Origin of the sequence: Bacillus sp. RE35 (assembly GCF_052146655.1) — a bacterium.
Taxonomy (GTDB): domain Bacteria; phylum Bacillota; class Bacilli; order Bacillales; family Bacillaceae_G; genus Bacillus_A; species Bacillus_A cereus.
Genome location: NZ_CP197377.1, coordinates 1,417,022 through 1,429,516, shown reverse-complemented (window position 1 = coordinate 1,429,516; position 12,495 = coordinate 1,417,022). Strand labels below are relative to the sequence as shown.

Genomic DNA, 12,495 nt, shown 5'->3' with positions numbered 1-12,495 from the left:
AACTCTATAGCTTATCTTGGCTTTGTAGAAGCAAGCGCGCGTAATTGTTTCACCTCATGTGGTGTCAATTCTCTCGCATCACCAGGTCGCAGGCTTCCTACTTCTAAGAAAGCATAACGTTCACGTTTTAATTTCACTACTTTACAGTCTAACGCTTCAAACATACGACGTACTTGACGATTACGTCCTTCATGAATTGTTAATTGTACAATAGCCATCTCTTTACGCTTGTCCCAAGAAATAATTTTCACACGTGCTGGTGCTGTTTTACCGTCTTCTAACGTAACACCGCGTTCTAACATGCGAATTTTCTCACCTGTTAATGGCCCTTTTATTTTTGCAACATATGTTTTTTCAACTTTATATCTAGGATGCATTAATACGTTTGCGAAGTCCCCATCGTTTGTCATTAATAATACGCCAGACGTATCATAATCTAAGCGTCCGATTGGGAATAAACGTTGTGTAATTTCCGGGAAAAAGTCCGTTACAACACTTCTTCCTTTATCGTCTGATACACTTGAAATTACGCCAGTTGGTTTATATAGTAAAAAATAAACAGGTTCTTCTTTTTCAAGAGGGATATTATTTACTTCTACTTTATCTTGAGGAGTTACTTTTGTCCCTAACTCTTTCACTATTTTTCCATTAACTTTCACTTTTCCTTGCTGAATTAATTCCTCAGCCTTTCTTCTCGATGCAATACCTGCTTGCGCAATCACTTTTTGTAATCGTTCCATTTCTTTTTTTCACCTCGAATTTATCTTACCTTACATTAGAAAGACTTGGCAACCGCATACGCTTTACGGCTATTCGCTTCATCTTACTTAAACAACATAGCGATGATAATAAACATATAAAGGTCAAATCATGTTTTTACCCTTTATTATTGTCCATATTTTTCATATTTCTCACAATAAAAGTTCATCATTTTGTCAAAAATACCACATAAAAAAACCACTATTAAGCTACACCTTAATAGTGGTCGTATACGTATTATAAGCGAAATAGCGTAAAAAATGAATAGTATTACTGAAACAATAAAGAAACGAACACAATTGAGCATATAATCCCGATTAAATCTGCAAAAAGTCCTACTTTTAGTGCATCCCCCATTTTTCTAATCCCAACCGCTCCAAAATATACAGTTAAAATATAGAAAGTCGTATCTGTGCTCCCTTGCATCGTAGAAGCCAATCTCCCAATAAACGAATCTGGCCCATATGTTGCAATTAAATCGGTCGTAATACTTAAACCAGCAGAGCCTGAAATAGGGCGTATAAGTGCTAAGGGTACAATTTCTGCTGGAACATGGATCAAATCTAACATTGGCTTCATTACCGATATCATTGCATCTAACGCACCTGAAGACCGGAATATAGAAATAGACACAAGCATTCCAACCATAAACGGTAAGATGGAAATTGCAATTTGAATCCCTTCTTTTCCTCCCTCAACGAACGATTCATACGTCGGCACTTTCTTTATTGTGCCATATAAAAGGATAAAACCAATTACACAAGGGATTACCCATAAGGAAATTGTATTTACAATGCTCATTTTTTCCGCCCCTTTCTACTCCTTCTTCGGTAAAAATAGCGGTCAATCCAAATTGCCCCAATCATAGAAAGTACTTGTGCAATAAATGTTACCCCAACAATTTCAGTAGGATTCGCTGATTCATACGTCATTCGAATGGAAATGACTGTCGTAGGAATTAATGTAATAGCTGATGTATTTAATGCTAGAAACGTCACCATAGAACGGCTCGCCGAATCCTTTCCTCCATTTAACTCTTTCAGTTGTTCCATCGCTTTAATACCAAGAGGGGTCGCTGCATTACCTAGACCAAAAAAGTTTGCCATCATATTTGATAGAATAAATCCCATAGACGGATGATCCTTTGGTATTTCTGGAAACAACCTTTTTACTATCGGCATAAAAAGTGTAACTAATTTTTTTAACAATCCGGCTTCCTCTGCAATTTTCATTAAACCGAGCCAAAATACTAAAACACTAATAAGTCCTATACAAATCGTTACCGCATCTTTTGCTCCGTCAAATACAGCTTTATTCACTTCTTCCATCGTTCCATTTATCATGGCGTATACAATCCCAATGACAGCCATCGCTACCCATACGAGATTAACCATCGTTCCCAACACCTATCATGTAAGAAAAAATTTCTTTCACATTATTCCAGTAAAGTCCCGTTGTAGCTACTAACTTTCGTTTACTATAAAATAAATTCCGTTCTCCAACTTTTTCATTACCAACATAAATGTCTGTCTTCCCAACCTTTACTCCATCCGTAAGTTTTGTACTTTTATCGAGTTCAACTTTTAATACTACGTTCTTTTTTTCTTCTTCAGTTAACGGTACCGAAAAACTATTTTTCGTATAAACATGGTTGGCATACTTCTTTTCATTTATTTCAGCAATTGCTCCTTGTCCTAAAACCTTCGTTTGTTTGAAACGGTCAAAACCTTTATCAAACAAATTCATATGATCATCCCAATCACTAGAGGCACTCAAAGTTACGACAATTAAATCTAGTCCACCTTTTGATGCCGTTGTAACAAGCGTTCGCCCAGCTTTCTTCGTAAAGCCTGTTTTTCCCCCTGTTGCAAATTCATAATAAGACGTTACCAGCTTATGTTTATTTTTCCACGGGTAATCCCAAGAATCTGATTTATATGTTTTGGTTCCAAAGATTTTCTTAAATGTCTCGTTTCCCATTGCATATTTCGTTAATAATGCCATATCGTAAGCCGACGAATAATGTGATCCATCTCCATCTAAGCCATGAGGGTTTGAGAAGTGCGTATCTTTCATTCCAATTTCTTTCGCTTTTTGATTCATTAAATATACGAATCCATCTATACTCCCACCCACACTTTCAGCAATTACTTGCGCTGCGTCATTACCAGATCTAAGCATGAGTCCGTATACTAAATCTTCTAACTTCACTTTTTGTCCAGGCTTTAAATAGATTGCCGATCCTTCCACCCTCACCGCTTCATTACTAACTGATACCATTTCTTTCATCTTCCCTGATTCAGCAGCTAATAAGGCGGTCATAATTTTTGTTATACTAGCAATTTTTTGAGGCTCATGTTCTGCCTTTCCGTATAATACACGACCAGACTGTTGCTCCATTAATACAGCATTTCGAGCACTAACATTGCTGTTCATCTTTGCATATGTAGGAATCGGCATAACGCTTGCATACATCATAAGAAGCGTAATGATTACACAAATTCGTCTCATATTTCCCCCCACGTCCTTTTGGCACTTTTTGTACAAGTGTATGCTTGGCCTTTTAAAATATGAACGAAATCTTCCTTCTACTTCCATTAAAAAAGACGCAGAGAATTTGCGTCTAATATGGTGTCCATTCAATTTGTTTCGCAGTTTCAAACCTTTTTTCTACATCAGGCCAATTTACAACATTCCACCAGTTTTTAATATATTCATCTTTTCGATTTTGGTATTGTAAATAATACGCATGTTCCCAGACATCTAGTACAAGGAGCGGTATCGTATCCCATTGTGTAAATAATTGATGAAGTGTACTTTGCAAAATTTCTAACCTTCCAGATCGGGGTACCCAAACGAGAATTGCCCAGCCTGAACCTTCTACTTTAGAGGCTGCTTCTGTAAAATGTTTTTGGAAACGTAAAAAGCTCCCAAAATCTTGTTCAATTTGTTGTGAAAAAGTTCCTCTTGGACTTCCACCACCGTCTTTTTTCATGTTATTCCAAAATATCGTGTGTAAGTAATGACCTGACCCATGAAAAGCCGCTTCCCTTTCCCAATGCTTAATTAAATCAAATTTATTTGTTTTTCTCGCTTCTTCCATCATCTTCTCTGCTTTATTTAATCCTTCCACGTAACTCCGATGATGTTTATCATGGTGTAACATCATAATTTCTTTAGAAATATACGGTTCTAACGCATTATATGGATAAGGTAATGGCGGGAGTGTATGTCCTCCAATTGGGACAGCTCGTTCACTATCCCCTCTTTCATATAATTCATATTCCTCTTCTTCTTGCATAAATACTTCCTGCAAGTGATGCTGAATATGTTCTACATCATCGCTTATTTCATACATAAACTCTGCATCTGTTTCATACTCATGCTCTTTCATACGCTCTAATAACGTCTGAATTTTATAAGCAAGCATATGGACATCATACACTTCCATTGCGCGACTATCTAATACGTGAAGAACACTTTCACACCAATTTTCTACTTCATGAAAGTAATCTGTAAATACACCTTGCTGATTCATGTTGCACCTCCCTAATGCTATCCACTTAACTATATTCAATGAAAATCCCTTATATAACTGTACAAAAGGAAAAGAAGCTAAGTCACCTTAGCTTCTTTTCCTCAATCAATATTTGTGTAACATCTTTGTCTGATAATCCGTCTCATAATATTCTAGTTCTTCACGCATCAATTGAAATTTACCTTCTAAACTCTTCATCACTTGCTCTAAAGATGCAGGTGGTGTTTGTTGAAAAACGATAGAATTTTTCCCTGTATATGCAGACCGACTATTTTCATACCAATGATCACTCTTCGGTGAAAAAAACTCTGCAATTACTTGATGGTAAATCTTATATAAAATTTTTTCAGCTGCTGTTTTTCGAAATGGCTGGCTATTCAACAAAACAAAACATGCATCCTGTCCTTCTTCGCAAAAAACGAGAAGTCGTCTCATTGATGCTAATAACCCTTTATAATATCGCTCATTCCCTGCTGGTGTTTCCTCTAATAAAGAAGGTAACGTATGATAATTTACATAATTGGTTATCAAATTAATAGCATCTTCTAAAAATATAGAAACTTGTTCTGTTTGATTTTCAACCATAAAATTAGACATTTTTTCTCTCTCCTTTGCCATTTCACGCTATTTCTACTCTTTTATTTTTATGTAATTCAGCCAATATTTCTTGTACTTTCGACACCGTTCCCTCATCAAAATATTGTTGAAATTCTTCCATATTATTTAAATACAAACGTTTTTGCGCACGAAGCTCCTTATCTTTCATTAAACAACATATCGCTACAATATCGCGCAAATATATGTTTTGTTCTTCTACTTTATACACTGGATTTCCTTCAAAAGGAGTAATTTCTTGTAAAACTTCTTCAAAATATCGAACGTATAAAACCGAAAAAGTTTTCTCTTTACCATTTAATATATATGTCACTTCAGATCTGTTAAAAAAATCTTCTGATGTATTAGGTTTCTCTTTTTCTAACTCATATCCTACGTAACCTTTTATAATCATATACTCCCCCCTCAACCTTCTTTCACCTTATTCTAACTTAATTTTCTGATAAACAAAATATTCTTTTAAATATACCTATATAAAAAATAGCTCCCCTATACAGGAAATTACCTTTTTATTTTTCTTGAAGTTTGTCATAATAATATTATTGTCTCAGTTTTCTTATACAAGGAGAGTTGTATTTATGTCGTTTTCATGGAAACGTTTCTTACAAATCGGGAAAATTATCTTCCCATTTGTTGTATTAACAATTGTATTCTTTCAAGCAAAAAAAGAATTAGCGGGCATTTCTTTTTTAGAAGCGATTGATACAATTAAAAACATTCCAACTGGAGGAGTTTTTTTAGCAATTACACTTGGTGCATTCGCTGTATCAACAATGTTCTTTTATGACTATGTTATGCTTCGTTACTTAAAAGCTGACATTCCTGTCCAAAAGATTTTCCGTATCTCGTGGATTGCTAATACTTTAAATGGATTTATCGGGTTTGGTGGTCTTGTTGGAGCCGGCGTACGCACAATGCTTTATCGTCCATATATAAAAGAAAATGGAAAACTTATTAAAAGTATCGCTTGGATGACAACTGCCTTTATTAATGGATTAGCCATTCTTTCATTTCTTGGTCTTATCGGAATATTAGACACGAGATTTATTTTGCATGAAAAACCATGGCTATGGCCTGTTCTTATCTTCTTCGCTCTTTTCGTCCCTATATATATCGGATTTTCTAAATTAAAAAATAGAAAAGCGACGCAAACAGAGGAACAAGAAGAAGAGGAGAGAAACCCAACTGTTTTATACTCATTAGTTTCATTAGTCGAATGGGTATCTGCTGGTATTGTTATGTACGTCATATTACTATTATTTGGCATTGAAATCGAATTCCAAAAGTTTTTAGGCGTATATGTTATTGCTGCTTTAGCTGGTGTCGTTAGTCTTGTTCCTGGTGGCCTTGGATCATTTGATCTTGTCTTCTTAACTGGGCTTGGGCAATACGGCATCGATACAGGTGTTTTACTCCCTGCTATGTTATTATATCGTCTCGTCTATTACATCTTGCCCTTCTGCCTTGGTCTCATTTTTGCAGCTTTTGAAATGACAGGAGTAGCCATTAAAAAGTTTGAAGATAAACCTTTTATTGCGCCTGCATTAGAGACAACTGGTGTTATATGGACTTTGCAGCGTGACTTTCTAGGAAAGTTAGGTTCTTGGGCATCTGCTGCTTTAACAGTATTTGCTGGCTTAATGGTTATTTTATCAACCATTCTACCGACAAGTATAAATCGGGCACACGCCTTACATATTCTAGCTCCAAAACATCTTATTCAATTTTCTTTTAGCTTATCGCTAACATTCGGTATTCTCCTCCTCATTCTTTCGCGGGGGATATATTACGGAACAAAACGTTCTTATTATATGACGATTGTATCTTTAATTGGAGCGGCTATTTTTAACACACTAAAAGGAATTGATGTTGAAGAAACTTTTATTTTATTAATCGTACTCGCTGTATTGTATATGCTTCGTAAAAGGTTTGTACGTGAGAAAATGGAAGTCTCACTTTCCGATATCGTAAAAGTTTTTATATTCCTACTTGTAACGTTATATTTATATAAAAACTTAGGTATTTTATTTGCAGGTGCAAAAGAAGCTTTCAAACCTGATTTTGTCGTTCGTAATATTACACAAGTAAAACGAAGTGCATTAGCAGCTGCCTTTTTTGTTCCTACTTTTTTACTAATTGGTTCACTCATTGCAAATCGTTATCGAAATGAATTTCCCGGACAACCAGCTAATGATAAACGATTACAAAACTTCTTAGATGAACATGGTGGAAATGTACTTAGTCATTTAGGTTTTTTAGGAGATAAACAGTTCTTTTTCAGTAGTGATGGAAAAGCACTCATTCTCTTCTCAATAACTGGAAAACGACTTATTGTACTGGGTGATCCAATTGGGGACCCTTCCTCCTATCGTACTGTATTGCAAGAGTTTTTAGCTGAGGCTGATCGATTTGGATACATTTGTGTATTCTATCAAATTGAAAGTAAATGGATGAGTTTATACCACGATTTTGGTTATAACTTCTTTAAGCTTGGTGAAGAAGCTGTTGTTGATTTAAATACCTTTACAATAACAGGAAAGAAACGCGCTGGCATGCGAGCTACTTTCAACCGTTTTGAAAGAGAAGGCTATACATTCTCTATTCATGAGCCATCTTTCTCCGACGAATTATATGAAGAGTTAAGAAAAGTTTCAGATGCATGGCTTGGTGGAAAAAAAGAGAAAGGTTTTTCACTCGGATACTTCGATCGTGAATATATTAGTCGCGCTCCTATCGCAACATTATCTGATGCGGATGGAAAAATTATTGCATTCACAACATTCATGCCTGTATATCAAAACGGATCATTATCTGTCGATTTAATGCGATATTATCCAGATGCGCCTAGCGGCATTATGGACGCAATTTTCATCCACTTATTCCAGTGGGCAAAAGAAAATGAATACCACTCCTTTAATATCGGTATGGCACCACTTTCAAATGTTGGTTTATCCACACAGTCTTTCTGGTCTGAACGAGTGGCTGCTGCAATCTTTAATAACGTTCGTTATACGTATAGTTTCAGCGGATTACGACATTTTAAAGAAAAATATAAACCAGCATGGAGCGGTAAATATTTAGCATTTAGGAAGAATCATTCTTTACCAATTACAATGCTCTCTGTAACAAAATTAATAGGAAAAAGAAAAAACAGCTAAATTCTTAGCTGTTTTTTCTTTTTTGAACTTGTACAATAAATTCTTTTTCATACTTCTTACCATTTATATAGAAATTCCCCCACATTTTATACGTGCCCTCGGCAGGAAATGTAATTCGGTATTGTAATTGCTCATCCGTATCTACAGGCATAGCGTATAAAAAATTCTCCTTCGTTTCATCCACTATATAGAGTGACTCTACTTCTCCTCTCTCTGAATGCAATTTCAATTTTTCACCCTTTTTCGCTTGAAACTGAAATGTTAACGTAACTGGTTCATTCGGATGTAATGCGCCAAATAAAAGAGAAACTTCATACTCTCCTATTTTTTTTGTAAGTACACTGTCGATTGGAAATTTCACTTTTTTCTTATTGTTCTCCTCTTTCGTTCTACCAAAATTCTTCCTAGCGAATGACTCTACGGACTTATTTTTGTCTTCGTATAAAAATATTGTATATTCTTCGTCTTTTGCTATTTTGGAAGATAACTTATATGACCCGTTCCCTGCAAATGTGGGTTTAATTTGTTGTATGTTTTTTAACTGTCCATCTACAATCACTGCCCGCATTTGATCATTTACACCACGAATTTCATTATTCTTGTTGTTTAACAACTGAAATACAATATCTACTTTCTCATTTCCCTTTCCATTTGAAACATCCCACTTTACTTCCTGAACATCTCCTACAGTCTCTTCGTTTTCTTGATATTTTTTTATGTAAAATCCTCCTGCCACAATAAGTACTAACGCAATAAGCCCAATGACAAGATTTTTCAAAACATCACCTACCATTTTTATTGTCTCTATTCATACAAAACTTCTTAAGATATATATTCTAGATTATGATTTATGAAATCCTCCTATTTTGCACATATTACAAATAATAAAAAGATTTTAATTGAAAGGATTCGTAGTGTATAATGCAAATGATATTGATTTCTATCAATACATTATAAGGAGGACTTTTTTATGAGTGTACATATCGAAGCAAAACAAGGCGAAATCGCTGAATCTATTCTATTACCTGGTGATCCATTACGTGCAAAATATATCGCTGAAACATTTCTAGAGGACGTTACTTGCTATAATAATGTGCGTGGTATGTTAGGTTTCACTGGAACTTATAAAGGAAAACGTGTATCTGTTCAAGGTACAGGTATGGGTGTTCCTTCTATTTCTATTTATGTAAACGAATTAATCCAAAGCTACGGAGTTAAAAATTTAATTCGCGTTGGAACTTGCGGTGCAATTCAAAAAGATGTAAAAGTTCGTGATGTTATTATCGCAATGACGGCTTGTACTGATTCTAATATGAACCGTTTAACATTCCCAGGATTTGATTTTGCACCAGCTGCAAACTTTGACCTTTTAAAGAAAGCTTATGATGCTGGAACTGAAAAAGGATTACACGTTCGTGTCGGTAACGTTTTAACAGCAGATGTGTTTTATCGTGAAAGCATGGACATAGTTAAAAAACTTGGAGATTACGGTGTATTAGCAGTAGAAATGGAAACAACTGCTCTTTACACATTAGCAGCGAAATACGGTGTAAATGCATTATCTGTATTAACAGTTAGCGATCACATCTTCACTGGCGAAGAAACAACATCTGAAGAGCGTCAAACTACATTTAACGAAATGATTGAAATCGCTTTAGATGCAGCAATTCAACAATAATACACTAAAGAACTTGTCATACGTCTGGCGAGTTCTTTTTATGTGACTTTTTATAAATAACTACTTTATAAAGAGACAGATTTCTCCCCTCTACTTTCTTGTAACGTTTGTTATAATGAAGTGAAACTTTAATCAGTGGAGGTTTTTTCCATCCCCCACTGATTATTAGTTGAACCAATCGGATTTAACGGGATAAAGAAATCATTTACAGTATTTCTCATAAGAGGTGACGCAGTGAAAAACAGAAGTATTGTCTTTAAACTATTTTTATTAACATCCACTTTATTTACAATCATATTCCTACTTTTTTTCCTAGGACAATCTCTATTTTTAGAGAAATTTTATATTAATAAGAAAGTAAAAACAGTCCAAACTGCTTTTGAAAAATTCGTAGATAATTATGATAAAAGTGATAAAAGTTATGAGCAGGTTAGAAAACTAAAACAAGAATTTCATGATAAAACAAATGCCGATATGCAGTTTTTGGATTCTAACGGTATTATTAAAAGTGATAACAATTACTATATCGATGTATTTAATCCCAATAATAATAAACAGTATTCCATTCCACTCAACAATCTTTTAACACCAGAAGAATATAATAAATTCGAAAATTTAGGTTTAAAAAAAGATGTAATAATCAATGTTGATGGAGTCGTACAAGAGAATAATATAATCACACCACAAAAATTAGGAACGAATTATAATCAATGGCAGAACGAACATTTCTATTCGGATTTTCAGTCAATTAATGGTAATCCTTCTAAGAACAGACTTGCAAGCCGATACAAATCTACAACTCGAATCGTCTTTACAGGTGTTATAACTAAGTTACAGCTCCCATCCAAAGCGGAGGTTCGTCTTGCAAATGATATTGAAACATTACAAGCCGTTCAATATTTTGCAGATATGATTAGAGAGGGAACTTCTAACTCGAACCAATTAAGTACTTTCATATTAGATGGCGGAGAAAATATAAAAAATAGTATCTTTGTAAAACCGATTATAGAAAATGGAAGGATTACAGAATACGCTTTTGCGATAGCATCTTTGCAGCCTGTTAATGAAGCGATGCTCGTTTTAAAAGATTATTATGTCTATGCCTTAATCATCGTGTTTCTCGTAATTATTTTGTTATCCTTCTACTACTCAAAAATCATTGTTAAGCCATTAATTAAAATAAATCGTGTTACAAAAAAAATGGCTAATTTTGATTTCAGCGAGAAATTACCTGTTACAGCTGACGATGAAATTGGCGGGCTTTCTGGCAGTATCAATACATTATCTGTAAATTTAAAAGATCGAATCGATCGATTAAATGTTGCTAATACAAAGTTACAACAAGATATTGAACGTGAACGTCAATTAGAAAAAACAAGAAAAGAATTCATTTCTGGCGTATCACACGAATTAAAAACACCGCTAAGTGTAATTAGAAGTTTTGCAGAAGGAATTAAAGATGGTGTTAGTAAGGATACTTCGTATTATACTGATGTTATTTTAGAAGAAACAGAAAATATGAACAGGCTGATTGTTGAAATGTTAGAATTAGCAAAGTTGGAATCTGGTACTTACAAACTAGATATGACGACGTTCTCAATCGGTGAATTAACGCAACAAGTCTACACAAAATTATTATTTAGCATGGAAGAAAAACATTTACAAGTGAACATCGATGCAGACCCTTCTATACTTGTTAAAGCAAATCGCAGTCGCATTGAGCAAGTAGTTGTGAACTTACTAAGTAATGCAATCCGTTATACGCCAGAGGGAGAAAAAATACAAGTCTCCATTATAGAAGCAGAAGATACCGTAAAAGTCGAAATCGAGAATACAGGAAACCCTATCCCTGAAGAAAGTCTTGAAAAAATTTGGGATCGCTTCTATCGTCTAGATGCATCACGTAGCCGTCACACTGGAGGTACCGGTCTCGGATTATCTATTGTAAAAAACATTTTAGACCTCCATCATGCCGAATACGGTGTGTATAATACGACTAACAGTGTTGTATTCTATTTCAATTTACAAAAAGTAAAAGAAGTCAAATAATTTGTCTTAATTTCACTAGGAGTTCACATGAAATTCACACTCTCCCTTTATAGTAAGAAACAAGTTAATCCTTTCCTTTACACATATAAAAGAGGAGAGTGCGTGAAATGAAACAAGCAGGACAACCTATTCAAAATGAAAAACAATTAGAAACTATCAAAAATATACTTTTACAATCTTCGAAACGTGATGGCTTATTATTCGTATTAGCTGTAAATTCTGGCTTAAAAGTAAGTGAAATCTTACAATTAAAAGTTAGTGATGTAATCGATGAAAATGAAAATGTTCGCCATTCCATTTTATTTTACAATGAAAAAGTGAAGAAACATAAATGGTTTGCTGTAAATGAAGACTTACAGCACGCAATCGAAGACTACATGAAAGAACGTAAAACTTGGAAACGTAATGAACCATTGTTAAAATCTCAAAAAGGAACAAAATCTATTACGAGACAACATGCATGGTACATTTTAAACAAAGCTGCAAAAGAAGTTGGATTAGAAGGGATTAGCTCACATACACTTCGAAAAACTTGGGGTTATTGTGCATACAAATCAGGTGTTGATATTGCATTTTTACAACACTTCTTTGATCACAGTACTCCATCAAAAACTTTAAAGTATATCGGTATTGCTTAATAACTCTTATACATAAAAAAGGTTACCATTTGAAAATTTGGTAACCTTTTTTATATTTCA

12 protein-coding genes are annotated in these 12,495 nt (G+C 34.5%); 4 read left to right on the top strand and 8 right to left on the bottom strand.

Annotated features, from left to right (window positions below; genetic code table 11):
- Nucleotides 1–11: 11 nt before the first annotated feature.
- From rluB to ACTL4X_RS07480, 7 genes are all read right to left on the bottom strand, one after another.
- Nucleotides 12–740, bottom strand: coding sequence for a 23S rRNA pseudouridine(2605) synthase RluB (rluB, locus tag ACTL4X_RS07510; protein WP_000440556.1), 729 nt, complete (start codon nt 738–740; stop codon nt 12–14).
- 289 nt (nt 741–1,029) lie between these two features.
- Nucleotides 1,030–1,560, bottom strand: a complete 531-nt coding sequence (gene spmB / locus ACTL4X_RS07505; protein WP_000029514.1) for a spore maturation protein SpmB — start codon at nt 1,558–1,560, stop codon at nt 1,030–1,032.
- A complete protein-coding gene (gene spmA, locus ACTL4X_RS07500) occupies nt 1,557–2,153 on the bottom strand; it encodes a spore maturation protein SpmA (RefSeq protein ID WP_000247811.1) in 597 nt (198 codons plus the stop codon). The genes spmB and spmA overlap by 4 nt, the downstream gene beginning before the upstream one ends.
- Nucleotides 2,146–3,270 carry a D-alanyl-D-alanine carboxypeptidase DacB gene (gene dacB, locus ACTL4X_RS07495; protein ID WP_001252638.1) on the bottom strand — a complete coding sequence of 375 codons (1,125 nt, stop codon included), beginning with the start codon at nt 3,268–3,270 and terminating at the stop codon, nt 2,146–2,148. Before dacB ends, spmA begins: the two co-directional genes overlap by 8 nt.
- Before the next feature lie 112 nt (nt 3,271–3,382).
- On the bottom strand, nt 3,383–4,297 hold the full coding sequence (locus ACTL4X_RS07490; RefSeq protein ID WP_001075741.1) for a superoxide dismutase: 915 nt from the start codon (nt 4,295–4,297) through the stop codon (nt 3,383–3,385).
- Between the two features lie 105 nt (nt 4,298–4,402).
- Nucleotides 4,403–4,894, bottom strand: coding sequence for a YpuI family protein (locus ACTL4X_RS07485; RefSeq protein ID WP_000064519.1), 492 nt, complete (start codon nt 4,892–4,894; stop codon nt 4,403–4,405).
- Nucleotides 4,895–4,916: 22 nt separating this feature from the next.
- Nucleotides 4,917–5,306: a hypothetical protein gene (locus ACTL4X_RS07480; protein WP_000584367.1), complete on the bottom strand. Its 390-nt coding sequence runs from the start codon at nt 5,304–5,306 to the stop codon at nt 4,917–4,919.
- Between the two features lie 184 nt (nt 5,307–5,490).
- Here ACTL4X_RS07480 and mprF point away from each other — a divergent pair, with 184 nt between their 5' ends.
- Nucleotides 5,491–8,070, top strand: coding sequence for a bifunctional lysylphosphatidylglycerol flippase/synthetase MprF (mprF, locus tag ACTL4X_RS07475; protein ID WP_071741184.1), 2,580 nt, complete (start codon nt 5,491–5,493; stop codon nt 8,068–8,070).
- A gap of 4 nt (nt 8,071–8,074) precedes the next feature.
- Here the strand turns inward: mprF and ACTL4X_RS07470 are convergent, their stop codons facing one another.
- Nucleotides 8,075–8,863, bottom strand: a complete 789-nt coding sequence (locus tag ACTL4X_RS07470) for a hypothetical protein (protein WP_000232610.1) — start codon at nt 8,861–8,863, stop codon at nt 8,075–8,077.
- A 177-nt stretch (nt 8,864–9,040) separates the two neighbouring features.
- Here ACTL4X_RS07470 and deoD point away from each other — a divergent pair, with 177 nt between their 5' ends.
- From deoD to ACTL4X_RS07455, 3 genes are all read left to right on the top strand, one after another.
- Nucleotides 9,041–9,748 carry a purine-nucleoside phosphorylase gene (gene deoD, locus ACTL4X_RS07465; RefSeq protein ID WP_000110703.1) on the top strand — a complete coding sequence of 236 codons (708 nt, stop codon included), beginning with the start codon at nt 9,041–9,043 and terminating at the stop codon, nt 9,746–9,748.
- A 234-nt stretch (nt 9,749–9,982) separates the two neighbouring features.
- Nucleotides 9,983–11,797 (top strand): sensor histidine kinase, encoded by a 1,815-nt coding sequence (locus tag ACTL4X_RS07460; RefSeq protein WP_000797516.1) that lies wholly within the window; start codon nt 9,983–9,985, stop codon nt 11,795–11,797.
- Between the two features lie 107 nt (nt 11,798–11,904).
- The gene (locus ACTL4X_RS07455) at nt 11,905–12,435 is read left to right on the top strand and encodes a tyrosine-type recombinase/integrase (protein ID WP_000806236.1); all 531 of its coding nucleotides are present in this window, start codon (nt 11,905–11,907) and stop codon (nt 12,433–12,435) included.
- Nucleotides 12,436–12,495: the final 60 nt, after the last annotated feature.

Bases quoted from the DNA above. Each gene is read 5' to 3' on its own strand.
- spmA (WP_000247811.1), bottom strand. From the start codon at position 2,153: ATGGTTAATCTCGTATGGGTAGCGATGGCTGTCATTGGGATTGTATAC.
- ACTL4X_RS07490 (WP_001075741.1), bottom strand. From the start codon at position 4,297: ATGAATCAGCAAGGTGTATTTACAGATTACTTTCATGAAGTAGAAAAT.
- ACTL4X_RS07480 (WP_000584367.1), bottom strand. From the start codon at position 5,306: ATGATTATAAAAGGTTACGTAGGATATGAGTTAGAAAAAGAGAAACCT.
- ACTL4X_RS07470 (WP_000232610.1), bottom strand. From the start codon at position 8,863: ATGGTAGGTGATGTTTTGAAAAATCTTGTCATTGGGCTTATTGCGTTA.
- deoD (WP_000110703.1), top strand. From the start codon at position 9,041: ATGAGTGTACATATCGAAGCAAAACAAGGCGAAATCGCTGAATCTATT.
- ACTL4X_RS07485 (WP_000064519.1), bottom strand. From the start codon at position 4,894: ATGTCTAATTTTATGGTTGAAAATCAAACAGAACAAGTTTCTATATTT.
- spmB (WP_000029514.1), bottom strand. From the start codon at position 1,560: ATGAGCATTGTAAATACAATTTCCTTATGGGTAATCCCTTGTGTAATT.
- mprF (WP_071741184.1), top strand. From the start codon at position 5,491: ATGTCGTTTTCATGGAAACGTTTCTTACAAATCGGGAAAATTATCTTC.
- dacB (WP_001252638.1), bottom strand. From the start codon at position 3,270: ATGAGACGAATTTGTGTAATCATTACGCTTCTTATGATGTATGCAAGC.
- rluB (WP_000440556.1), bottom strand. From the start codon at position 740: ATGGAACGATTACAAAAAGTGATTGCGCAAGCAGGTATTGCATCGAGA.
- ACTL4X_RS07455 (WP_000806236.1), top strand. From the start codon at position 11,905: ATGAAACAAGCAGGACAACCTATTCAAAATGAAAAACAATTAGAAACT.